General features: G+C 76.6%; 18 protein-coding genes. 7 read left to right on the top strand and 11 right to left on the bottom strand.

Annotated elements, in window-relative coordinates:
• Positions 1-4: 4 nt before the first annotated feature.
• The 4 genes from ACF053_RS07820 to ACF053_RS07835 form a co-directional block, all read right to left on the bottom strand.
• The gene (locus ACF053_RS07820; protein ID WP_391953031.1) at positions 5-1,516 is read right to left on the bottom strand and encodes a hypothetical protein; all 1,512 of its coding nucleotides are present in this window, start codon (positions 1,514-1,516) and stop codon (positions 5-7) included.
• Positions 1,513-3,087, bottom strand: coding sequence for an L-tyrosine/L-tryptophan isonitrile synthase family protein (locus ACF053_RS07825; RefSeq protein WP_391953032.1), 1,575 nt, complete (start codon positions 3,085-3,087; stop codon positions 1,513-1,515). Before ACF053_RS07825 ends, ACF053_RS07820 begins: the two co-directional genes overlap by 4 nt.
• Before the next feature lie 9 nt (positions 3,088-3,096).
• A complete protein-coding gene (locus tag ACF053_RS07830; RefSeq protein WP_391953033.1) occupies positions 3,097-4,392 on the bottom strand; it encodes an MFS transporter in 1,296 nt (431 codons plus the stop codon).
• Between the two features lie 312 nt (positions 4,393-4,704).
• Complete coding sequence (locus ACF053_RS07835; protein WP_391953034.1) at positions 4,705-7,968, bottom strand: AfsR/SARP family transcriptional regulator; 3,264 nt, start codon at positions 7,966-7,968, stop codon at positions 4,705-4,707.
• Positions 7,969-8,263: 295 nt separating this feature from the next.
• On the opposite strand from ACF053_RS07835, the gene istB reads away from it, so the two are divergent.
• Positions 8,264-9,592, top strand: a complete 1,329-nt coding sequence (gene istB, locus ACF053_RS07840) for an IS21-like element helper ATPase IstB (RefSeq protein ID WP_391953210.1) — start codon at positions 8,264-8,266, stop codon at positions 9,590-9,592.
• 202 nt (positions 9,593-9,794) lie between these two features.
• Here the strand turns inward: istB and ACF053_RS07845 are convergent, their stop codons facing one another.
• A complete protein-coding gene (locus ACF053_RS07845) occupies positions 9,795-10,208 on the bottom strand; it encodes an organic hydroperoxide resistance protein (protein ID WP_391953035.1) in 414 nt (137 codons plus the stop codon).
• 97 nt (positions 10,209-10,305) lie between these two features.
• On the opposite strand from ACF053_RS07845, the gene ACF053_RS07850 reads away from it, so the two are divergent.
• On the top strand, positions 10,306-10,815 hold the full coding sequence (locus tag ACF053_RS07850) for a MarR family winged helix-turn-helix transcriptional regulator (protein ID WP_391953036.1): 510 nt from the start codon (positions 10,306-10,308) through the stop codon (positions 10,813-10,815).
• Between the two features lie 130 nt (positions 10,816-10,945).
• On the opposite strand, the gene ACF053_RS07855 is transcribed toward ACF053_RS07850, so the two are convergent.
• From ACF053_RS07855 to ACF053_RS07865, 3 genes are all read right to left on the bottom strand, one after another.
• Positions 10,946-12,295: a carboxyl transferase domain-containing protein gene (locus tag ACF053_RS07855; RefSeq protein ID WP_391953037.1), complete on the bottom strand. Its 1,350-nt coding sequence runs from the start codon at positions 12,293-12,295 to the stop codon at positions 10,946-10,948.
• Complete coding sequence (locus ACF053_RS07860) at positions 12,288-13,874, bottom strand: acyl-CoA synthetase (protein ID WP_391953038.1); 1,587 nt, start codon at positions 13,872-13,874, stop codon at positions 12,288-12,290. The genes ACF053_RS07855 and ACF053_RS07860 overlap by 8 nt, the downstream gene beginning before the upstream one ends.
• 343 nt (positions 13,875-14,217) lie before the next feature.
• Positions 14,218-15,261, bottom strand: coding sequence for a rod shape-determining protein (locus ACF053_RS07865; RefSeq protein ID WP_391953039.1), 1,044 nt, complete (start codon positions 15,259-15,261; stop codon positions 14,218-14,220).
• A 271-nt stretch (positions 15,262-15,532) separates the two neighbouring features.
• Here ACF053_RS07865 and ACF053_RS07870 point away from each other — a divergent pair, with 271 nt between their 5' ends.
• Together ACF053_RS07870 and ACF053_RS07875 are read left to right on the top strand one after the other, a co-directional pair.
• Positions 15,533-15,781, top strand: a complete 249-nt coding sequence (locus ACF053_RS07870; protein ID WP_391953040.1) for an SCO4226 family nickel-binding protein — start codon at positions 15,533-15,535, stop codon at positions 15,779-15,781.
• A 122-nt stretch (positions 15,782-15,903) separates the two neighbouring features.
• Entirely contained in the window at positions 15,904-16,770 is an 867-nt protein-coding gene (locus ACF053_RS07875; RefSeq protein WP_391953041.1) for an SCO2400 family protein, read from the top strand.
• Between the two features lie 298 nt (positions 16,771-17,068).
• Here the strand turns inward: ACF053_RS07875 and ACF053_RS07880 are convergent, their stop codons facing one another.
• Positions 17,069-17,530, bottom strand: a complete 462-nt coding sequence (locus ACF053_RS07880) for a MarR family winged helix-turn-helix transcriptional regulator (protein ID WP_391953042.1) — start codon at positions 17,528-17,530, stop codon at positions 17,069-17,071.
• 90 nt (positions 17,531-17,620) lie between these two features.
• Here ACF053_RS07880 and ACF053_RS07885 point away from each other — a divergent pair, with 90 nt between their 5' ends.
• The 3 genes from ACF053_RS07885 (at position 17,621) to ACF053_RS07895 (ending at position 20,167) form a co-directional block, all read left to right on the top strand.
• Entirely contained in the window at positions 17,621-18,640 is a 1,020-nt protein-coding gene (locus tag ACF053_RS07885) for an NADP-dependent oxidoreductase (protein ID WP_391953043.1), read from the top strand.
• Between the two features lie 64 nt (positions 18,641-18,704).
• Positions 18,705-19,127 carry an organic hydroperoxide resistance protein gene (locus tag ACF053_RS07890; RefSeq protein WP_391953044.1) on the top strand — a complete coding sequence of 141 codons (423 nt, stop codon included), beginning with the start codon at positions 18,705-18,707 and terminating at the stop codon, positions 19,125-19,127.
• A gap of 236 nt (positions 19,128-19,363) precedes the next feature.
• Positions 19,364-20,167: an EI24 domain-containing protein gene (locus ACF053_RS07895; protein ID WP_391953045.1), complete on the top strand. Its 804-nt coding sequence runs from the start codon at positions 19,364-19,366 to the stop codon at positions 20,165-20,167.
• 83 nt (positions 20,168-20,250) lie between these two features.
• Here the strand turns inward: ACF053_RS07895 and ACF053_RS07900 are convergent, their stop codons facing one another.
• Positions 20,251-21,078: a carbon-nitrogen hydrolase family protein gene (locus tag ACF053_RS07900; RefSeq protein ID WP_391953046.1), complete on the bottom strand. Its 828-nt coding sequence runs from the start codon at positions 21,076-21,078 to the stop codon at positions 20,251-20,253.
• Positions 21,079-21,129: 51 nt separating this feature from the next.
• The gene (locus ACF053_RS07905) at positions 21,130-22,551 is read right to left on the bottom strand and encodes a pyroglutamyl peptidase (RefSeq protein WP_391953047.1); all 1,422 of its coding nucleotides are present in this window, start codon (positions 22,549-22,551) and stop codon (positions 21,130-21,132) included.
• Positions 22,552-22,553 lie beyond the last annotated feature (2 nt).

The raw sequence follows: 22,553 nt of genomic DNA on the forward strand, positions 1-22,553 counted from the left end.
GCGCTCATCCGTGGTCGGGGTCGAGGACCTGGGCCAGCGCCCGGAGGACGCCCTGCTCGGGCCCGGAGGCGTAGCACAGCGGCAGGTCCTCGCGGACGAGCCAGTCGAAGAGGTCGGCGGCGGCCGCGTCGGCCCCGGCGGCGGTCGTGGCGGGCGTGGCGGTGCCCTCGTCTGCGGTGCCCGGGGCGGCGGTGGCGTCGGCGAGGAGCACCGGGGCGGCCTCGGGCGACCGCACCTGCGTCTCCGCCACCGAGGCGAACGTGACGGGCGCGTCCGGGGACACCCGGGCGACCACGTGCTGGGAGAGCTGGGCGCCGCCGCGGACACCGAGGGTCAGCACCGCCGGCACCTCCGGCCGGTCCGTCTTCTCGTGCACCGTCAGCCGCACCGTGTGCGGACCGGCGGTCCGGCCGGGCGCGTCCCGGTCGGCCCGCGCGATGGCCGTGTACCGGGCGGCCGCTGCCCGCCCCACCGCGAGGACGAACGCGATGGCGTCCTCCAGGACCTCCGGCCGGTCGCCGAACACCTCCAGCCAGCGGGCCTGGGCGGCGGGCGAGACCGCGCAGGTCACCGCGGCCCGCACCAGCAGCGGTACCCGCTCGTCGGGCGCCTCCCGCAGCCACTCGGCGACGTGCGGAGCCATGGGCACGCCGTGCGGCGCCTCACCGCCGGCGGCCAGCGGCAGCACCTGCGGCCAGTCGACGTTGAACAGCATCACCGGCATCTGCCCGGCGACGTCCTCGTCGGTGAGCGCGGCCAGGTGGCGGGCCACCCGCTCCTCGTGGCGCTCGTCCTCCGCCGCGTCCGACCGCATCACCGCCGCGTAGTCCAGGAACTCCGCCACGCCCGGGCCCACCAGGGCCGCGGCGATGCGCTGCCGCTGCGCGTCGTACTCCGCGAACGCCTGCGGACGGGCGTACAGGGCCTTGGCGAACCGGTTGCCGCCGGAGTACACCGTCATGCCGATCCGGTCGTCCTCGGCCAGCTCGCGGGCGGCCAGCACGAGCGCGAGCACCCGGCCCACCGCGTACACCTCGGCGAGGTCGGCCCACTGCCCGTGCGTCTTCAGCCCGCCGACCGTGCGCTTGGCCTGGCCCCACGCGAGTTCGAAGCGCAGCGGCTCCGACTCCGCGAGCGCCTCCACCACGCGGCGCTGCAGCGCCCGGGAGTCCAGTCGGCCCGCGTTGGCGCTGATCTGGTGGTTGCGGAACAACTCGGCGACCAGGGCGGCCCGCCGGTGCGCCGGGTCGTCCAGCCGGTCGTACAGGGTCTCCCCGGTCAGCACCTCCAGGGTGCCACGGGAACGCCGGACCATCGCCTTGGCCTGCCGCTCCACCCCCTCGCGCCAGCGCGGCAGCAGCTCCCCGCGCAGTTGATCGACCGTCAGCACGCAGCAGGGGTCGGGGGTCTGCGGGACGAAGGGGATGGCGTCGGGGCTCTCCCTGAGCAGCGCGGGCAGTCCGCTGCCGCTGACTATCCGGCCGGGCCGGGGGGAAGAGGTCGCGGTGGTCGTCATAGTTCCAGGGCCTCCAGGAGATGCGGAAAGGTGCCGTCGAGCAGCGGCGCCGGGTCGTCCACGTAGGCGACGGGCTGCTGTGTGCGCTCCAGCCGGGCCAGCGGCAGGAAGTGCGGCTCGCGCTCGGCGCGGTCGGCCGCGCCGTGGAGCAGAACCGGTGTCTCCCCGGCGGCCTCCCGCTCGATGCGGTAGCGGAAGGTGGGCCTGGCTCGACCGTCCAGCAGAGCGTATCCGCCCGTCGAGTGCTGCGCCGTCATGTTCGCGTCGCGCGATGCCGCCGTCGTGAAGTGCAGTTCACCGGGCTTCCCGTGGATGGTGAGCTTCACCGCGCGGGGCGCCGTCTCCCGCACCAGGTTCAGGTCCCGGTCGGTGAGCGAGATCGCCACGTAACGGCAGGCGGCCCGCCACGCCTCCTCCCGCAGGGCGTGGTGCAGCGCCGGATCCGCGGCGGTGCGCCCGTACGGCGCGGCCGGCCGCTGTCCGTCCGGGCCCGTCACCGGGCCCGTCCCCGTCAACGGCCGCCCCAGGTGCGCGACGTACTGCGCGTACGCCTCCTGGTACCCGTCGGAGTAGCAGGGGCCGTCCGGGAGGCCGGTGTGACCGGTGCCGAGCGCCGTGTAGTGCACGGACGTCGCGATCGACCAGAAGGTGTGCGCCAGTTGCTGCCCGGTGCCGCCCCCGTCGGCCAGCCGCGCGAGGCTGTCGCGCGGGGCGGCCGGGGAGAAGCGCCGGCCGTGCCGCTCGTGCAGGGCGGCCGCCTGACGGAGGTAGTACTCCTCGCGTTCGCGCAGGTCGGCGGCGCCGAGGCTGCCGGCGACCCACTCCTCGTAGTCCACCACGCGCAGGACGTCCTCGGCGTCGAGCTCGCGCACCCACCGGCGCAGGGTGTCCTGGTACGCGTCCACCACCGCGTCGGGCGTGCGGCAGGCGCGGTTGTACTTGTGGCCGTCCGCCACGACGCTGAAGCGGCAGCCCGTGGGGGAGAGGGCCGCGACGGTGTGGGCGAGCGCCGCGCACCGCGCCAGCGAGTGCAGCTCCGCGGTGTCGGGGGCGACGCCGCGGTTCTTGACCGGGGAGAACGGCTTGCGGGAGAAGAGGGGGAAGACCAGCTCCACCGGCTCGCCGTGCGCCAGGGCGTCCCGCACCCGGTCACGCAGCTCCGCGCGCCCCACGTGCTCGCGCTGGGTGCGGAACCACTTGTTGTCGGAGAGCGCCTCGGCCACGGCCTCCGCCGAGCCGACGCGCTTCACCCCGTACTCGGCCATCCGCTTGCGGGCCCGCGCCAGGGCGGTGTCGAGCCGCGCCGACGCGGTGCGGCTGACGGCCGCGCGCATCGCCGGGAGGACGCCCGCCATCCACTCCTCGGCGTCCAGGGTCACCGCGCGGGTGGCGTGGCGCCGGGCGGTGTACAGCTGGAAGGGCCGGGCGCGGACCGCGCGGATCAGCCGGTGGCCGTCGGATATCTGGCTCCTGCGCTGCTCGGTGGTGAGGTCGCGCAGCGACCGCTCGCGCCGGCTCGTCACGAAGCGGGTGGGCGCGGGGGCGGAGGTCTCGGGGGCGGTGGAGGTCATGACGGTGCCTCACTTCCTGGTGTGCGTGGTCGAGGGGGGCGCCGCCGCCGTGGCCGGGGCCGCCGTGTCGGGCGGCTCGCGCAGCAGGCGGACGACGACCGCGGCGACGGTGCCGACGGCGGTGAGCATCAGCCAGGCGGCGCCCCAGCCGGCGTGGTCGACGAGCAGTCCGAAGAGCATCGGTCCGGTGGCGCCGCCCAGCGAGACGCCCATCTGCGTCACCGCCGTCGCCCGCGCCGCCCGCCCGGGGAAGGCGGCCCCGGCGACGTAGTGGAGGAGTCCCGCCCACCCCCAGCCGCCGCCGAACGCGAGCAGACCGCCCACCGTCATCACCCACGGGCCGCCGCCGACGGCCAGCAGCAGCGTGCCGACGGCGCCCGCCAGGTACAGCTGCCACAGCAGGGCGCGCGGCGCGTACCGGCCCCGGTCGACGACGATCCCGGCGACGAGGCGCACCGCGATGTTGGTCGTGGAGCCGGCGGCGGCGAGGAGGCTCGCCCAGGTCAGCGCCATGCCCTCGTGGACACCGGAGGCGATGAGGAAGCCCCCGAGGGCGTTGCCCACCATCGCGCCGCACAGCCCGGCGACGGCCAGCCCGATCAGGTGGGCGTTCAGCCGCAGCGGCGGTGCCGGGGCCGCGGGCCCGCGCCGTCCAGCGGCCCCGCGACGGCGCACGACGAGGCCGGGGAGCGCGTAGGCCACGCACACGACCGCCGAGGCGGTGAAGACGGCCCGCCAGCCGTACGGCACGGCGAGCGCGGGCACGGCCAGGCTGCCGACCAGCGTCGACGCCGGGATGGCCGCCTGCTTCAGACCGAAGGCGAACCCCTGCGCGGACGGCGGACAGCGCTGCATGAGCAGGGAGTTCGTGTGCGGCTGGGTGTAGCCGTAGACCAGCCCGCCGAGCGCGGTGCCCAGTGCGAGCCCCCAGCCGCCGCACCAGGCCGCCACCGACAGGCCGACGGCGGTGACGAGCGCGGCCGAACCGACCGTCGTCTCCGCCGACACCGGCGTGTCGACCCGCCGGCTCAGATAGGCACCGGAGAGCGACGACAGCCAGTACGCCGCGAGGAGCAGCCCGGTGTCCCCGGCGTCCCACCCCAGCTCGCGGTTGACCAGCGTGCTCGTCGCCCCCACGAGGAACAGGGGCAGGGAGGTGAGCACCGTGATCAGCGCCACGCTCACGGCGGCCGCGGCCCCCGGTCCGCGGCGGCGCCCGCCCGCCGCGCGATCCCCGCCGTCCCGGCCCTGCCGGCCCTCCCGGCTGTCCTGGTCGTCCCCGCCGTCCCCGCCGTCCCGCCCCACGACCGCCCCTTCCCCGAGGCTCTCCGCGCGCCGCGCACCGGTCGGGGAAATACCCGTCGCATTCCGGATGCGCGAACGCTCCTTTTCCGCGGTCCCTTTTCGGACCCGCGGATTCGCGATCCATCATGAGCAGTTCGGAAAACGAGCGGCAAGCACGTTCAAGATGCATGTGCCAATTTTCGCCAAACCTGGTCCGACCAGCGGCGACGGAGCTGACATCGAGGAGGAACCGAATCGACAGACCCCCTTTCCGGCCGCGTTTCCGGCCGCCGGTGAACGGGCGGCGACGGGGCGCCGAGTGCGCCGCTGCGGTCAGGGAACGAGCGGGTAATGCGCGACGCCGTCGCCGGGGAACGCCGCCGCGGCCAGCGCGGAACCCGTGCCCGCCACCGCGGCGTCCGCCTCGGCGCGCAGCGCCTCCGCCGTGGCGCGATCACCGCCCCGGGCCACCAGGACCGCCGCGTGCGCGTAGCGGCAGCGCGCGTACCGCACCGGCGCGCCGAGCGCGAGGCTGAGCACCGCCGAGCGCTTCAGCAGCACGTACGCGGCGTCGGGGTCCCCGGTGTGCCCGCGGGCGGCGGCCAGGCAGAACAGCCCGCCCGCCTCCAGCAGCGGGTCCCGCACGGTGCGCGCCTGCTCCACGCACCGGTCGAGCAGGTACTCCGCCCCGGCCCAGTCGCCCCGCTCCAGGGCGATCCCGCCCAGCCCGAAGTAGGCGTGGCCGACCGCGACGACGTCCCCGAAGGCCCGCGCCGACTCCAGCCCGCGCCGGTACTGCGCCTCCGCCTCCACCAGCCGCGCCCGGCCGCGCAGCAGGGCCGCGGGCGCCAGCCGCGAGCGGTCCGCGGCCCGCCCGTGCAGCCGGCGCGTGATCTCCTCCGCCCGCCGCAGGTACGGTTCGGCGCCGTCCACGTCGCGCAGCTCCAGCAGGGTCTGCCCGGTCCACCGCAGCACCTGCGCCCGCGCCTCCTCGTCACCGGCGGCGCGCAGGGCCGGCAGGCAGCGCGCCCAGCGCTCCAGCGCCCGCTCGTACCGGCCCTGGTACCGGTCCGCGCGTGCCGCCTCGCGCAGCGCGAGCGCCGCGCCGTACGCGTCGGCCGCCTCCTCGAACGCGCGGTGCGCGTCCTCCAGCAGCGGTACGGCCTCGGCGTGCCGGCGCCGGGCCAGGTGCAGCTCGCCGAGCCCGAGGAGCATCGCCGCCGTGCCCCGGCGGTTGCCCGCCCCGCGCACGGCGCGCAGGGCGTGCCGGTGGGTCGACGCCCAGTCGTCGTGGTGACCGCGGGTGCGGAACAGGCAGCGGCAGACGGCCGCGAGGTCCCAGGCGTGACCGTCCAGCCCGTGGCCCGCCGCCTGGCGGACCAGCGCGGTGAGCGTCAGCCGCTCCGCCTCGTACCAGCGCAGCGGGTCCGCAGGCGGCGCGCCCGCACCGTCCGGCGCTCCGGCGGGCGGCCGGGCCGAGCGGCTGCGCACGGCGGTGAACTCGCCGCCGCACACCAGGTGGTGGGCCGTCTCGGCGTATGTGACGGCCGCCGCGGCCGTCCGGGCCAGGGCGGCCCGGCGGGACTCCTCCGTCTCCGAGCCGGCGGCCTGTTCGGCGGCGAAGAGCCGCACGAGCTCGTGCACCCGGTAGCGCAGCTGCCCCGCCCGGTCGGTGCCGACCACGTCGACCAGACGGGAGTCCACCAGCTCCTCCACCGCCGCCTCCGCCTCGTCGGGCGCGGCGTCGAGCAGGGGAGGGGCGATCCAGTCGGCGAAGTCGGGCGGGGCCAGCACGGCCAGCCGGCGCAGCAGCAGCCGCGCGGCCGGGCCGGTGCCGCGGTAGGAGAGGGCGACGCTGGTCCGGACGGCGAGGCTGTCGTACTCCAGCTCGTCCAGCCGCCGTTGCTCGTCGGCGAGGCGGGTGGCGGCCCGGTCGAGCGTCCAGTGGGGCTTGGCCGCGAGCTTGGCGCCGACGATGCTCACCGCGAGCGGGAGCCGGCCGCAGTGCTCCAGGAGCTGGCGGGCGGCCTCCGGTTCCACGGCGGGCCGGTCGGGACCGGCGATCCGCGCCAGCAGCTCCAGCGCCTGCTCCGGGGTGAACAGGCCCGGTTCGATCACACGGGCCGCGAACGACGTCGCCACCCGGGAGCGGCTCGTCACCACCACGGCGCAGCTGCCCGTGCCGGGCATGAGCGGCCGGATCTGTGCGGCGGACGCCGCGTCGTCGAGGATGATCAGCACACGTCTGTCGGCGAGCAGGGCCCGGTACGTCTCGGCGCGCTCCTCCAGGCCGTCGGGGATGGCGGGTCCCGGGGTGCCCAGTTCGCGCAGGAAGCGGGCCAGGGCCTCCTCGGGCGGTACCGGATCGGTGTGCAGACCCCGGAGGTTGATGTAGAGCTGGCCGTCGGGGAACGCCGGGCGGCACCCGTGGGCGACGTGGAGGGCGAGCGCGGTCTTGCCGGTGCCGCCCGCGCCCACGACCTCGGCGACCGGGACGTGCCCGGCCCTGGCGGGCCCCGTGCCGGCCGGATCGGCACGGCGCTCCCCGGGCGTGTGCGCCTCCGCCAGGACGGCGGCCAAGGCCGCCGCCTCGTGCTCCCGCCCGACGAACTCGGGCACGCCGCCGGGCAGCAGACAGGGCCCGACCGGCGGCGGGGGCAGGGTCGGGGCCGGGGGCGCCGACAGGGACGGGGATGGGGGCGGGGACGGGGCGGCCGCGGCGCCGTCCGGGGCGTCGGGGGCGGCCGGGGGGCCGGGGGCGGGGCGCGTGACCGCCGGGGCGGGCGGACGCGGCGGCGCGGGCGGTCGCGGTGGTGGCGCCGGGTGCGGGGGCAGGGTGCCGCGCAGGATCTCCTCGTGGAGCCGGCGCAGCTCCGGCCCGGGGGCGACGCCGAGCTCCTCGTCGAAGAGCCGCACCCCGTCCCGGTACAGCCGCAGCGCGTCGGCCTGCCGGCCCGAGCGGTACAGCGCGGTCATCAGCTGGGCGCGGGGACGCTCCAGGAACGGGCGCTCCTGGACGAAGGCGCTCAGCTCCGCGGTGAGCGCCTCGTACCGGCCGAGCGCCAACTCCAGCTCCGCCCACCGCGCGAGGAGGGCCACGCGCTCCTCCTCCCAGGCGCGGACCTCCGGCGCCCAGGCCCGCCGGCTCGTCCCCTCCAGGAGCGGCCCCCGCCACAGCGACAGCGCGCGGCGCAGCAGCCCGGCGGCCTCCTCCCGCTCGCCCTCCCCGGCGCGGACGCGCGCCTCGGCGGCGAGGCGGCGGACCAGGGCGGTGTCGAGCTCCGCGCCGCGGGTGCTGAGGAGGTAGCCCGGCGGGGTGGTGAGGATGAGGCCGTCCGGCGCGCCCGCCCGCGCGAAGCGGCGGCGCAGCAGGGACACGCAGACGGCGACCTGGTTGGCGGGGTCCGCGGGGAGCCGGTCCTCCCACACGCCGTCGGCCAACTGGTCCACGGAGACCGTGCGGTCGGCGTGGAGCAGCAGCGTTCCGAGGGCGTACCGCAGCCGGGGGGCCGTGAGCGGGAGCCGGCGGCCGGCCACGCGGACCTCCAGCGGCCCCAGCAGCCGGAACTCCGGGCCGCCGTCGGAAAGCAGCGCCATCTCGTGTCGCTCCCCTCGTCGGTGCTCCGCCCCGCCGAGCCACCGACGACGCATCGAACGCACCAGCAGCGACATTCGCACAACTGCCCTGGCGGCGCCAGCGTGATCCACGGAGAGAGACACGCCCCACTGCCGTCCGACTGAATGCCTATTAATCCCTACGAGTGGCAGGAATTCAGATTTTCTCCTGCGGCCCACGAGAATGGCGCTCCCCTCCCCGTCGCAGGAGATGCCGGTGTCCCGCCTCGACTCGTCCCCCTCCGCCGCCGCGCCCGCCCCGACCGCCACGTCGCACATGACGACCCTCGGCTACGCGCTCTTCGCCACCCGCTGGCTCCAGGCACCCCTGTACTTCGGCCTCGTGGCCGCCCAGGGCGTGTACGTCTACAAGTTCTTCAACGAGCTCTGGAAACTGATCGAGCACGTCCTGAGCGGATCCGCCGACGAGACGCACGTCATGCTCGCGGTGCTGAAACTCGTGGACGTCGTCATGATCGCCAACCTGCTCATCATGGTCATCGTCGGCGGGTACGAGACCTTCGTCTCCCGCATCGGCCTCCAGGGCCACCGGGACCAGCCGGAGTGGCTCTCCCACGTCAACTCCAACGTGCTGAAGGTGAAGTTGGCGACGGCGATCGTCGGCATCTCGTCGGTGCACCTGCTCCAGATGTTCGTCGACGTGCACCACACCCCGCGGCACGACCTGCTGTGGGGCACGGTCATCCACATGGCGTTCATCGTCTCGGCCCTCATCCTGGCGTACATGTCCGGGCCGATGACCGCCCACGAGCACGGCGGCCCCCGCCCCGACCACGCGGCGGAGCTCGGCCCCGCCCACCCCCGTACGGCCGGCACCGCCGACGTGGCCGGCACCGCGCAGACCGCCGGCGCCACCGGCGCTCCCGCCGGGCCGGTCGCGTGGGACGCCCCGACGGGCGGTACGGCCGCGGGCGGCGCGAAGGCGGGCGCCGCCCTCCGGCCCTTCCCGCGGCAGGCGGGCGCCGGACGGTACGCCGTCGGGGCGGAGGAGCGGATCGCGGCGGCGGGCTTCCCGGCCCGCAAGGAGCTGGAGACCTTCGACACCGGTCACCTGCGGGCGCCCGACCCGCTGGTCCTGGACCGGCTGGGCCGGCTCGACTTCGTCGCGCGCGGCGAGAACGTCGTCTTCCTCGGCGGCCCAGGCACCGGCAAGACCCACCTCGCCGTCGCGCTCGGCGTGCGCGCCTGCGAGGCGGGGCAGCGGGTGCTCTTCGCGACGGCGCAGGAGTGGGGTGCCCGGCTGCGCCGCGCCAAGGCCGCGGGCCGGCTCGACGAGGAGCTGGCGGCGCTGGACGCCTGTCCGCTGCTGGTCGTCGACGAGCTCGGGTACGTGCCGTTCGACGGCGAGTCGGCCAACCTCTTCTTCCAACTGGTCGCGCACCGCTACGAGCGCGCCTCCCTCCTCGTCACCACCGACCGGCCCTTCGGGCGGTGGGCCGAGGTCTTCGGCGACGGCGGTGTCGCCTCCGCGACCGCGGACCGGCTCGCCCACCACGCCGAGGTGGTCGCGCTGGAGGGGGAGAGCTACCGCACCCGCGGCCTGGAGGCCGCGGCGGTGGCCGGCTGGCCGGGCCCGGGCGTCTGAGGCCACCGGCCCCCCGGCCCGCCGGCTGCGGCCCGGGTGCGGAGCGGGACGCGCGGGAGCCCCGGACCCGACAGGTCCGGGGCTCCCGCGCGTACGTCAGCGGCTCGGCCCGCCCTCGGCCCGGCGCGTCGGCGGCTCCGCGGTGCGCGTCAGCGTGTGAGCGGGGCCGGTGGGGGCGAGGGGGTCGACGGGGCCGAGGGGGTCACTCGACCTCGATCTTCACGTCGATGTTGCCGCGCGTCGCCTTGGAGTAGGGGCAGTACGCGTGGGTCTTCTCCAGCAGGTCGCGCCCGGCCTCGCCCTGGAGGTGGTCCGGGAGCTCGACGCGCATGACGACGGAGAGGCCGAAGCCGCCGTCGGTGTCCTTGCCGATGCTCACCTCGGCGGTGACGGAGGCGTCCTTGACGTCGATCTTCTCCTGCCGGCCGATCGCCCCCATGGCGCTGGCGAAGCACGCCGCGTACCCGGCGGCGAAGAGCTGCTCGGGGTTGGTGCCCTCGCCGTTACCACCCAGGGCCTGGGGGAAGGCGAGCGGCAGGTCTATCCGGCCGTCGGAGCTGACGGCGCGGCCCTCGCGGCCGTTGGCGGTGGCGACAGCGGTGTACAGGGCGTCCATGGGAGTCCGGTCCTCTCGGTCGTGGAGTGGCGTCGAGATCATTTCTAGCAGGCAACTAAATTGCGCACAACTAAATTGGGGGGAGTAGCCTAGTGGGATGCACCACACCGACACGCACGGCGACGCCCGGGAGGACGAGGACTTCCTCCGCCTCGACCACCAGATCTGCTTCTCGCTGCACGCGGCGACCCGCGCCTTCAACGGCGTCTACCGTGTCGCCCTCAAGGACCTGGGGCTGACCTACCCCCAGTACCTGGTGATGCTGGTGTTGTGGGAGCACGGCGAACTGCCCGTGAAGCGGATCGGCGAGCACCTGCGCCTCGACTCCGGCACCCTCTCGCCGCTCCTCAAGCGGCTGGACGCGGCCGGGTACGTGGAGCGGCGCCGCAGCGCCGAGGACGAGCGGTCCGTCACCGTCCGGCCCACGCCCGCCGGCGCCGCCCTGCGCGAGCGCGCCGCCGGGGTCCCGCGCCGGATGGCCGAGGTGACGGGCATGTCCCTCGACGAGATGCGCGCGCTGCGCGCCCGGCTCAACGACCTCGCCGCCGTCCTGGACGCCGCGGCGCAGACCATGGGCGACGAGGAGCCGGTCGGCGGCCGGCGCTGAGCGCCGTGAGCCCCCGCCCGCGCGCCCGCCGCGACGGCGCGGGGCGGGGCAGGCAAGGCCGGCGCGGGGCGGGGCAGTGCGGCCCGGCCGTACGGTGGCCGGGCCGGGCACGGGCGTTCGTACGGCGCCGTCAGACGATGCCGCGCACGACCCCCAGCTCCACCAGGTCCTGCGGGCGCAGCCGCAGCTGTTCCGCCGTGCGCGCGGCCTCCTCGGCCGGGCGCTTGAGGATCGCCGCCGCGAGCTCCGGGGCGATCACCGAGAAGTAGCTGTCCGGCGTCACCCACGTGCGGCCCGGCGCCGCGAGCGCCAGCGCGCCGCCCGACCCGCCCTCGCCGACCACCAGCGTCGTCACCGGCACCCGCGCCCCGGCCACCGCGGCGAACGCCTCCGCGATCGACGCGCCCGCGCCCGCCCGCTCGGCCTCGGCGTCGTTCGCGGCGCCCGGTGTGTCCACCAGCGTCAGCACCGGCAGGCCCAGCCGGTCGGCGAGGCGGACCACCCGCGCCGCCGTGCGGTACCCGGCCGGGAGCGTCGCCGTACCGCACTGGGCCGCGTACACGACCCCGTGCCCGTCGCGCAGCCCCACGCCGCACAGCATCCCCGGGTCCGTGCCGCCGCACCGGTCGCCGACGAGCGGCAGCCGCTCCTGGAAGTAGGCGTCCAGGTACGCCTCCGCACGGGGCCGCTGGGGGGCGCGCGCCCGGCGCACCGCGTCCCAGCCGGTCACCGGCGGGCCGGCCGCCCCGCCCAGCGCCGGCGGCGGGGGCACCGGGCCCGGCGCCGGCCGGGTCAGGGCGGTCAGCCACCGCCCCAGCGTCGCGCGCAGCTCCCCGGCCGGCACCACCGCGTCGATCTGGCCCGCCGCGAGCTGGCCCTCCGCCGTGTACGCCGCCGGGTCGGCGTCCGCGGGCCGCACCCGCGCCCCGGCGAAGCCGACCTGCGCACCGGGCAGCGCCAGCAACACGTCCGCGCCCGCGCCGATCGTCGCCCAGCCGCCCCCGGTCGCCGGGTCCCGCAACACGGCGACGTGCGGCACCCCCGCCGCGCGCAGCAGCACCGTCTCGCGGGCCACCCGCTGCAACTGCGCCAGCGCGACCATGCCCTCCTGCATCCGGCTGCCGCCCGTCGCCACCAGCGACACCAGCGGGACCCGACGCTCGCGCGCGAGCCGGTACGCGGCGGTGATCCGGTCGCCGGTGCGCTCGCCCAGTGACCCGCCGAGGAAGCCGAACTCGAAGGCGAGGACGACGCACCGCACGCCCCCCACCTCGGCCTCCCCGTACACGGCGGACTCCGCCTCGCCCGTCCGCTCCCGCGCGCGGGCCCGTGCCTCCCCGTACCCGTCCCACCCCAGCGGGCCGTCCGCCGGGCCGGGGCCGGGGCCGGGGGGCGGCGGGGGCGGCGTGTGCTCCGTGAACCCCTCCGCGACCAGCGCTATCGCCGCGCGGGCGGTCAGCCGCGCCGCCGCCTCAGCCATGGAGGGCCCGCTTGAGCACCTTGCCCATGTCGTTGCGGGGCAGCGCGTCGAGGTAGCGGACGGCGCGGGGCCGCTTGTGCGGGGCGAGCTGCGCGGCGACGTGGTCCGCCAGCTCGGCCGCCGGCGGTGGCGCTCCCGGGTCGGTGGCCACCACCCACGCCACGACGCGTTCGCCCAGGTCGGGGTCGGGCTCGCCGGTGACGGCCGCCTCCCGCACCGCCGGGTGGGCGAGGAGGACGTTCTCGATCTCCCCGGCGCCGATCTTGAAGCCGCCGCTCTTGATCAGGTCGGTGGCCCTGCGCCCCACGAGCCGTACCGACCCGTCCGCGTCCCGCACCGCCATGTCGCCGGTGCGGAACCAGCCGCCGTCGAACGCGGCGGCGGTCGCGTCGGGCCGGTTCAGGTACTCCGTGAACAGGTTCGGGCCGCGCACCTGCACCTCGCCGATCGTCTCGCCGTCGTACGCGGTGACCGGCGTCCCGTCGTCGAGGACCAGCCGCAGCTCCACGCCCGGCAGCGGCGTCCCGACGGAGCCGGGGCGCTCCGGCTCGGCGCCCGGACGGACGCTCGTGTTCATCAGCGTCTCGGTCATGCCGTACCGCTCGACCACCCGCCGTCCCGTCGCGGCGGTGATGCGTGCGTGGTCGGGCAGCGGCAGCGCGGCCGAGCCCGACACGAGCAGCCGGGCACCCGCCAGCGCCCGGGCGAGCGCGGCGTCACCGGCGCCGGGGGCCGCGTCGGTGCCGCGCGGGGCCGAGCCGGCGCCGGGGGCCGTGTCGGTGCCGCCGGGGGGCGTGTCCCCACCGCCCGCGGACCCGTTCGCGGAGGGGGAGCCGGTCGGGGCGAGGGCCTCGGCGATCCGGTGGTACATCGTCGGCACGCCGAACAGCATCGTCCCGCCGTCGGCCAGGGCGCGCGCCACCCCGTCGGTGGTGAACCGGCCGAGGTGCCGGACGGCGCCGCCGCGGCGGAGGGGGCCGAGGACGCCCAGGACGAGGCCGTGCACGTGGAACAGGGGCAGCGCGTGCACCAGGACGTCGTCCGCCGTCCACGCCCACGCGTCGGCCAGCGCGTCGAGGGTCGTCGCCAGGGCGCGGCGTGGGAGGACGGCGCCCTTGGGCGGGCCGGTCGTTCCGGACGTGTACACGACCAGCGCGGGCGCGCCGGGGTCCGGTTCGGCGGGCAGCGGGCCGCCGGCCGCGGCGCCGTCGGGCGCCCCCGCCGTGACGTCGACGCGCGCCAGGCCGGCGAGCGGCGCCGGGAGCTCGTCGCCCGGGGCGGCCAGCACCAGGGCCGGTGCGCTGTCGCCGACGATGTGCGTCAGCTCGCGCTCGCCGGTGCGGGGGTTGAGCGGTACGGCCGGGACACCGGCGAGCAGCGCCGCGACCACCGCGACGCAGGTCTCCGGGGAGGGCGTGGCCCAGACCGCGACCCGCCCGGCGCCGGCCAGGCGCGGGACCACGGCGGCGGCCGCGGAGCGGAGCCCGCCGTAGGTGAGGGCGCGGTCGCCGAACCGCAGGGCGGGCCGGTCGTCGCCGTCCGGGCCGCCGGCGGTCAGGGCCGGAAAGAGGGAACTCACGGGGCCGTCCTCCTCGCATCGCTGCACAGGGTGTCCCGCCATGCTCCCAGGCGCCGCCCGGCCGCCCCCGACCCACCCGGTCCGCCGACCCCGGCCGCCCCCGACCCACCCGGTCCGCCGACCCCGGCCCCGACCCGCCCCACCCGGTCCGCCGGTCCTGGTCCGCCCGGCCACCGACCCCGGGCGCGCCTGGCGCCGGCCCGCCCTTCCGCGCGGGCGCGGCGCCAGGCGCGCCTCACCGCCGTAGGGCCGGGCCGCGTACCACCGCCCGGCCGGCCGCCGGGTCCGCCGCGTACCGCCGCAGCCCCGTGCCGTCGTACCTCCGCCCGGTGGCCGTCAGGGGCTACTCCGCGTCGGCCAGGGGGTTGAGGGTGAGCGGTTCGATCCGGCCCTCCAGCATCTCGCCCAGCCCGAGGACCGCGCAGACGTCCGGACGCTCGGCGATCCGCACCGGCATGCCCGTCCAGTCGCGCAGCATCTGGTCGAGACCGGGCAGCCGGGCGCTGCCGCCGACCATGGTGATGCCGCGCTCGGCGAGGTCGGCGACGAGGTCGGGCGGGCAGTCGCGGAGCACCTTGCCGATGCCGTCGAGCACGGCCGTCAGCGGGGTGTGGATGGCCTGGCGGACCGCGGCCGTGTCCACGAGGACGGAACGCGCCAGCCCGGTGGCGACGTCGCGGCCGTGGATCTCGGTCGACGCCGGGCCCTCGGCGGTCAGTCCGTTGCCGTGCAGGGCGAGCTGCAGGGGGCGCACGGACTGCGTCGGCAGCATCAGCTCGTGCTGGTGGCGCAGGTACTGGATGACGGCGTGGTCGATGGCGTTGCCGCCCACCGGGATGCGCTCCGCGGTGACGATCGAGCCGAGCGAGAGCACCGCGACCTGCGTCGTCGCCGCCCCGCACACGAGGATCATGGTCGCGGTCGGCTGGGCCACGGGCAGGCCGCAGCCGACGGCCGCCGCGATCAGGGTGTCCACCAGCTCGACGCGGCGGGCCCCCAGCCCGACCATCGTCTCGACGGTGGCGCGCTGGGCGAGCGGGTCGCTGTCGTGCGGGGTGCAGGCGGCCGCGCGCAGCAGCGGCTTGCGGCGCAGCTGGCGCCGGAGCTTCTCGCCGAGGAGGCTGCGGAGCATCCGCTGCGCCATCTCGATGTCGACGACGCTGCCGCCGGAGACGGGGCGGACGACCCGGATGTAGTGGGGCGTGCGCCCGGTCATCTTCTCCGCGAACTCGCCGACCGCGATCAGCGCGCCGGTGCGCGTGTTCACGGCGGCCACGCTCGGCTCGTCCACGACGAGCCCGGCGCCCTTGACGAAGACCCGGGTCCTGGCGGCCCCGAGGTCGACGGCGACGTGGCAGCGGCGCAACTGCTCAAGACTGACGGTCACGGCGGATCCTCCCGGGAGCGGTATGTGTCTGCATCGTCCGGCCGCCGGGGCCGGGGCGCGCGCTGGGCTGCGCCGGTGGGGGGACGGAGCTGACGGGGGGTCAGCCGGGTGGCCCAGGCCGCCCCCCCGCCCGACCGCCCGCGGCCCCGCCGCTCTGAGCCCCGCCCCGGGGGCGCCGCCCCGCCGCCCCCGGGGCCCCCGCGCGACGGGCGGGGGGCGCGGGCGCACCATGGAGGGAGGGGGACGGCTACCGGACGGAGGTACGGCTGCCATGGCCACGTACATGGACGTTCACCACGGTTTCGAGGGCATCACCGCCGACCAGCTGCGCCAGGCGCACCAGGCGGACCTCGCCCACGAGAAGGAGGAAGGCGTGCACTTCGAGCGGGCCTGGGCCGACCCGGAGTCCGGCACGGTGTACTGCCTGTCGTCGGCGCCCTCCAAGGAGGCGGTGCAGCGGGTGCACGAGAAGGCGGGGCACCGGGCCGACGAGGTCCACGAGGTGCCGATCACGGTCTGAGAGTGCGGCGCGCCCCCGCCCGGACCGTCGGGTGATCCGGTGGCGGAAGGCGTCCTTCCACACAGGATCCTCACAAGCTCTCCCGTCCGTGACGCCCTTCAGGCGCATAATCTGCGGGCGCCATGGATTACTGCCACCAGTGTCAGCGGCACCTCAACGGAGCTCTGGCCTGTGCCGGGTGCGGAACCCCCGTCGAGGAGCTCCGGCACGACGACCCCCAGCCGTCCGCGGCGGACCACGTCTTCGAGCTCGCTCGGGACGAGCAGGTGCCGCCCGCGGCGAGCGGGCGTGCCCAGGCGCGGCAGGCCCGCTCCGGCAAGGCCCGCTCCGGCAAGGCCCCGTCCGGCGGGGACCCGTCCGGGTCCCGGCGCGCCGGGCGGGCCGGAGGTCGACGCGCCCGGCGGCGGCGCGGCCGCAACGTCCTGCTGGGGGTCACGGGCCTGGTCCTGGCGGCGGGCGCCCTGAGCCTGGCCGAACTGGCGATGGAGCACCCGGCCGACGACGGCGCGGCCACCGCCGTGCGGCAGGAGGACGCGGCGCAGCCGGAGCCCCTGCCCGTCCTGACGCCGAGTGCCGGGCGGCCGGAGGGTCCCGACGAGGTCCGGGAGTCGCCGTCGGCGTCCGACCCCGGCGCCGACCCGTCCGCGTCGGCGGACGGCGCGGGCGCGGGCGCGGGCGACGCGACCGGCGGCCCCGACGGCACCGCCACCGCGCCCGGTGAGGGCGACGGGACCGGCGTGGACGGGGGAGCCGGGCAGGGGCAGGGCAAGGGAGGGCTGAAGAACCCGACCCGGCCGGGCGCCTCCCCGGACACGGACGCCCCGGAGCCTCCGCGGGACGCCCCCTCGGAGCCGGCCGAGGGCGACCCGGATCCGGACCCGACGCCCACCCCTCCGGCCGACGACCCGGCACCCGAGCCGCCGCCCTCGCCGTCCCCCGCACCCTCGCCGACGAAGAGCTGCACGCCGTGGCTGTGGTGGTGCTTCTAGCCTTCTAGCCCTCCGGCCCTCCGGCCTGGCGTCGCCGCTGCCGGGCCCGACCCCCGGGCGGCGGCAGCGCGCCCCGGACCGCCTTCCCGGGCTCCCGCGGCCGGCGAGCACCGGATGCCCGGCGGAGGACACCGTCGGGCCGGGGGCCGCCGAGCGTCGGACCCGGGGGAGGTCCGAGGGCCGCCCGCCGAGCGTCAGGCCGAGAGGAACCCGAGGGTCAGGCCGAGAGGGAGCCGAGCGCGGGCCGCCGGGCGGCAAGCCGGGGGCACCCGAGGGGCGGGCCCGCTGCCGCCCGGCGTCAGGCCCGGGGACCGCCGCCGAGACCGTCAGCCGGGGGCTCGCCGAGCATGCGGCGCAGCAGGTCGCGCAGCAGGGCGCGCTCCGCCACCGAGAGGCCCGCCAGCGGCTCCCGGGCGAAGTCCAGGGCGTCCCGCAGGCGGCGTGCGGTCGCGTGGCCCTCCTCCGTCGGCGCGGCCAGCTTCACCCGGCGGTCCGCCGGGTCCGGGCGCCGCTCGACGAGGCCGCGGGCCTCCAGGCGGTCGACGATGCCCGTCACGTTCGACGGCTCGCACCGCAGGGACACGGCGATGCGCCGCATGGGCAGCGGCTCCAGGGCGAGCAGGCTCAGCACCCGCGCCTGCGCCCCGGTCAGCGAGTGCTGCGCCGCGGCGTGCTCGTACTCCTCGTGGTAGCGCGCCACGACGGTGCCGATGAGTTCCACGACCTCGACGGTGACCGGGTCTGTGCGTGTACTGGGCATGCCCGCCAGCCTACCCGTTTACTTGACAACCTGAAATATCGAGGCGCATGGTTGTTTCAGCTAGTGAAACATCTTCTGGAGGTACGCAGCATGTCCGCACTCCCGACGTCCGGCCGTGAATGGCACCTCGTCGCCCGCCCGCACGGCTGGCCCGTCCCGGAGGACTTCGCGCTCCGCGAGGCCCCCGTCACCGCCCCGGGCGAGGGCCGCATCCTCGTCCGCAACCTCCACTTCTCGGTGGACCCGTACATGCGGGGCCGGATGAACGACGTGAAGTCGTACGTCCCGCCCTTCCGCCTGGACCACCCGATGGAGGGCGGCGCGGTCGGCGAGGTCGTCGCCTCCGCCGCCGAGGGCTTCGAGGTCGGCGACCACGTCCTGCACGGCCTGGGCTGGCGGGAGTACGCCGAGGTCGAGGCCAAGCGCGCCGCCAAGGTCGACGCCTCCCTCGCGCCGCTCACCGCCTACCTGGGCGTGCTCGGCATGACGGGCCTCACGGCGTACGCGGGCCTCTTCGAGACGGCCTCCTTCAAGGAGGGCGACGCCGTGTTCGTCTCCGGCGCGGCCGGCGCGGTGGGCAGCCAGGTCGGGCAGATGGCCCGGCTGAAGGGCGCCTCGCGGGTGATCGGCTCGGCCGGTTCCGACGAGAAGGTCAAGCGGCTGGTCGAGGAGTACGGCTTCGACGCCGCCTTCAACTACAAGAACGGCCCGGTCGGCGAGCAGTTGCAGGCCGCCGCCCCCGACGGCATCGACGTCTACTTCGACAACGTCGGCGGCGAGCACCTGGAGGCCGCGATCTCCTCCCTCAACGTCCACGGCCGCGCCACCATCTGCGGCATGATCGCCCAGTACAACGACACCGAGGCGACCCCGGCCCCGCGCAACCTCGCCCTGGTCATCGGCAAGCGCCTGCGCCTGCAGGGCGTGCTCGTCGGCGACCACGCCGCCCTCCAGCCGCGTTTCGTGGAGGAGGTCTCCGGCTGGCTGCGCTCGGGCGACCTGAAGTACGACGAGACGGTCGTCGAGGGCATGGAGAACGGCGTCGACGCCTTCCTCGGCATGCTGCGCGGTGCCAACACCGGCAAGATGATCGTTTCTCTCACCCGCTAGGCTCCCTCCAGGCCGTCGCGATCGTGGGCGCGAGTCGCGGCGCGACACAGGGAGGAACCCCTACATGTCCATCCAGCAGTCCGACGTCCTCTACACCGCGGTAGCCACCGCCGAGAACGGCCGGGACGGCCGTGTGGCCACGGACGACGGCGTGCTCGACGTGGTCGTCAACCCGCCCAAGGCGATGGGCGGCTCCGGCTCGGGCACCAACCCGGAGCAGCTGTTCGCCGCCGGCTACAGCGCGTGCTTCCAGGGCGCGCTGGCCGTCGTCGCCCGCCAGGAGAAGGCAGACGTGTCCGGCTCCCAGGTCACCGCCGAGGTGGGCATAGGCAAGAACGACGACGGTTTCGGGATCATCGTCAAGATCTCCGCGACCATCCCGAACGTCGACCCCGCCACCGCCAAGGAGCTGCTCGAAAAGGCCCACCAGGTCTGCCCGTACTCCAAGGCGACCCGCGGGAACATCACGGTCGAGCTCGCCGTCTGACGGACGGGCGCACGCCGCGCACGGGCGAGGGCCGCGTCCCCGGTACCACCGGGGACGCGGCCCTCCGTCGTCCGTCTCCCGCCCGCCCGCGTCTCCCGACCTCGTCCGCCTCCCGCCCCCGGTCCCGGTCCGCCGGCGGCCCTCCGCCGTCGCCGGCCCGTGTCCGGCGCATGCCGTCCGCCCCCGTGACGACCGTGACCGGAAACCGGCGGCGGGGCCCCGATAGGGTGACCCCCATGCGTGATCTTGCCAAGGGCTTCGGCTTTCTCCTGCAGGGACAGCGGTGGGTCGGCCGGCACGGCCGCTGGTTGGGCTTCGGGCTGCTCCCCGGCCTCGTCACCCTCGTCCTCTACGCCGGCGCGCTGGTCGGCCTGGCCTTCGGGGCCGACGACCTGACCGCCTGGGCCACCCCCTTCGCCGACGACTGGTCCTCGCCCTGGCAGGGACTGTTCCGCGGCTTCCTCACCGCCCTGGTCTTCGCGCTCGGGCTCTTCCTCGCCGTGATCACCTTCACCGCGGTGACGCTCCTGGTGGGCCAGCCCTTCTACGAGTCGCTCTCCGAGGAGGTCGACCGCTCGGAGGGCGGGCACGTCGCCGAGTCCGGGCTGTCCTTCGGCCGCGAGCTGTGGATCTCCGCCCGCGACAGCCTCCGCATCGTGGCGCGCGTGGCCTGCTACGGCGTGCTGCTCTTCGCCCTCGGCTTCGTCCCGGTCATCGGCCAGACCGTCGTCCCCGTGCTCGGCTTCTGCGTCTCCGGCTACTTCCTCACCGAGGAGCTCACGGCCGTCGCCTTCCAGCGCCGCCGCATCGAGCTGAAGGAGCGCCTGGCGCTGCTGCGCGGCCGGCGCATGATGGTCATCGGCTTCGGTGTGCCGCTGACCCTCGCGTACCTGGTCCCGTTCGTCGCGGTCTTCCTGATGCCCGGCGCCGTCGCCGGGGCCACGCTGATGGCGCGCGAGCTGGCGCCGGACACCCACCGGCCGGACCAGGAGCCCGCCCCCGCCGCGCAGCCCGGGGCGTACGGCCTCCACAAGGACTGACCCGCGTCCGCCCGCCGCGCCCACTCCCAGAGGCGCGGTGGCGGCGCCCGGCAGCAGACGGTCCTCCGCCCGCCGGTCCCCGCCTACAGGGGGACCGGCCCACCGGCCGCGCCGTGCCCACCGACCGCACCGTGCGCCCGACCCCCCGCGTGACCGGCCTGCGCGCCGACCACCCCGCCGGCCGCCCCGGTACGGACCTCCGCCCGGACCAGCGCCGGCGCGGTCGCGTCCGCCTCGGCCAGCAGACCGCCGTCCGGACCCCACACCGCGCTGCGCCCGCAGCCGGTCCACGGGCCGGCGGGGCCGACGTGGTTGGCGAGGACCACGTACATGCCGTGGTCGCGGGCGACGGCCGGATAGACCGTCGCCCGCTGCCGCACACCGTCCCCCGTCCCGTACAGGGAACTGGCCAGGTACACCCGGCAGCCGTCCGCCGCCGCCCGCTCGCCGACCTCCGGGAAGTGGTTGTCGAAGCAGGTGGCCAGCGCGAACCGCTGCCCGTCCAGCGTGAAGCGGCCGTCGCGGGTGCCCGCCGCGAAGACCTCGGCCTCCGCCTCGTACAGGTGCCGCTTGTCGTAGCGGGCGAGCAGCGACCCGTCCGGCCCGAACACGAACGACGTCAGGCAGGGCCGCCGGTCGCCCGGGGCCTCACCCGGTGCCGCGCCGTTGACGACGGCGGCGGCGCCCACCGCGCGGCACGCCTCCCGCAGCGGGTCGAGCCGCGGATCGTCGCCGTCGGTCCACAGCCGGCGGTCCCGGTCGACGAGCTCCGGCTCGTAGCCGGTGAGGGCGAGCTCGGGGAAGACCACCACCCGCGCCCCGGCCGCCCCGCGGAGCAACCCCGTCATGGTGCGGACGTTGGCCTCGACGTCCCCGGGTACCGCGCTGAACTGGGCCGCTGCCACGATCATGTCCCACAGTATGCCGCTCCCCGTCCGCGCGGCCCCGGCGGGCGACGGACGTCACCGCCGCACGCCGCCCGGACCGCCCGCGCCCTCAGCCTCCGCCACGCCGCCCGCGGCCCCCGCGCCGCCGCCCGCGCCCGCCGCGACGGCGATGACCGAGCGGACCTGCGCCGTGATCGCCGCCCGGTTCCGCAGGTACGCGGGGTCCTCCACCGCGTCCGCGTTGCCCGCGCCGAACTGCAGCACCGGCGTGTGCAGGTGCCCGCCCGGCAGCCCGGTCAGCCCCAGCCGGTCGCGCAGCAGCGTGGCGCGGTAGGCGATCTCGTTGGAGAGGTAGTCGCCTCCGCCGCCCGCGCGGGCCGCCGAGCCGGGCGTGGGCCCGTCGGGGCGGACCACCGGCTGGGCCGCTCCGGCGGGCACCTCGGTCACCGCCGTGTTGTCGTACACCGGGAACGGGCCCGTGGCGGCGGCCGTGACCGCGGCGTACGGCAGGCTGGTCACCGTCCACTGGGGCCGCGTGTCCGGGTCGTCGACCGGGACCGGGCCGGTCTCCGAGGCGTTCTCGTTGTCCGCGAAGCCGCCGCGCCACGCCCCGTTGTACCGCTCGACGTCGAAGCGGCCCACACGGCCCTGGCTGACGGTGGTGAACAGGTCCACGCGCGGCAGGTGCGGGCGCAGCGCCCGTTCCACGGTGCCGTCCGCGAAGTCCCGCCAGCGCACCGGGAAGACCATCGTCTCGACGCGCGCCCACCCGCCGTCCGCCGTGCGCACCAGCGTCCCGTCGAGGGCGAGGGCGGCGGCGCCCGACGGGTTGCCGATCCGGATGTCCCGGTCGAGCGTGAAGGGGTCGAAACCGGTCACCAGCACCCGCTTGACGCCCCGTCCGGCCGGGAAGCGGACGGTGTCCTGGCCCCGCGAGGCGGACTCCAATCGGTCGAGGAGCCGTTCGCGCGCCCCGGCCGGCAGGGCCGTGGCGGGCCCCCAGGCGCGCAGGGCGCGGGTCATGCCCAACCGTGCCCAGTACAGCGGCCGGTCGTCGTCCCGGGCGAGGTCACCGCCCACCGGGCCGCGCCCCTGCGCCCGGTCGACGGCCCGCCGCCACAGCTCCGTCCCGTGCCGTACGGCGATCCGCTCGGCCTGCGCGTAGGTCCGCGCGCCGCGCAGCGCGTCGGCGAACCGGGGCGCCGCGGTGTCGAACCCGGAGCGCCGCAGGATCTCCCGCGGCACGGGCCGGTCCAGCCGTGCCTCCTCGACGGTGGACTCGGCCGGGGCCCCGTCCGCACGCCCCTCGGCGGCGCCGCCCGCGCTCCCGCCCGTGCCCCCGGCCCCGTCACCGGCCCGGGAGGCGGGTGCGGGGAGCGTGGCGGAGGTGGCGGCGGAGGCGAAGGGGGAGGCGGAGGCGGGCGCGGCGCCGAGGGTGAGGGCGGAGGCGGCGGCCGTGAGGGCGAGACCGAGGGCGGTGGTGCGTATCCGTGACACGG

Origin of the sequence: Streptomyces kanasensis (assembly GCF_043077165.1) — a bacterium.
Classification (GTDB): Bacteria; Actinomycetota; Actinomycetes; order Streptomycetales; family Streptomycetaceae; genus Streptomyces; species Streptomyces changanensis.

Coding starts and splice junctions, on each gene's coding strand:
- ACF053_RS07820 (WP_391953031.1), bottom strand. CDS start 1,516: ATGACGACCACCGCGACCTCTTCCCCCCGGCCCGGCCGGATAGTCAGC.
- ACF053_RS07825 (WP_391953032.1), bottom strand. CDS start 3,087: ATGACCTCCACCGCCCCCGAGACCTCCGCCCCCGCGCCCACCCGCTTC.
- ACF053_RS07835 (WP_391953034.1), bottom strand. CDS start 7,968: ATGGCGCTGCTTTCCGACGGCGGCCCGGAGTTCCGGCTGCTGGGGCCG.
- istB (WP_391953210.1), top strand. CDS start 8,264: ATGACGACCCTCGGCTACGCGCTCTTCGCCACCCGCTGGCTCCAGGCA.
- ACF053_RS07845 (WP_391953035.1), bottom strand. CDS start 10,208: ATGGACGCCCTGTACACCGCTGTCGCCACCGCCAACGGCCGCGAGGGC.
- ACF053_RS07850 (WP_391953036.1), top strand. CDS start 10,306: ATGCACCACACCGACACGCACGGCGACGCCCGGGAGGACGAGGACTTC.
- ACF053_RS07855 (WP_391953037.1), bottom strand. CDS start 12,295: ATGGCTGAGGCGGCGGCGCGGCTGACCGCCCGCGCGGCGATAGCGCTG.
- ACF053_RS07870 (WP_391953040.1), top strand. CDS start 15,533: ATGGCCACGTACATGGACGTTCACCACGGTTTCGAGGGCATCACCGCC.
- ACF053_RS07875 (WP_391953041.1), top strand. CDS start 15,904: ATGGATTACTGCCACCAGTGTCAGCGGCACCTCAACGGAGCTCTGGCC.
- ACF053_RS07880 (WP_391953042.1), bottom strand. CDS start 17,530: ATGCCCAGTACACGCACAGACCCGGTCACCGTCGAGGTCGTGGAACTC.
- ACF053_RS07885 (WP_391953043.1), top strand. CDS start 17,621: ATGTCCGCACTCCCGACGTCCGGCCGTGAATGGCACCTCGTCGCCCGC.
- ACF053_RS07890 (WP_391953044.1), top strand. CDS start 18,705: ATGTCCATCCAGCAGTCCGACGTCCTCTACACCGCGGTAGCCACCGCC.
- ACF053_RS07895 (WP_391953045.1), top strand. CDS start 19,364: ATGCGTGATCTTGCCAAGGGCTTCGGCTTTCTCCTGCAGGGACAGCGG.
- ACF053_RS07900 (WP_391953046.1), bottom strand. CDS start 21,078: ATGATCGTGGCAGCGGCCCAGTTCAGCGCGGTACCCGGGGACGTCGAG.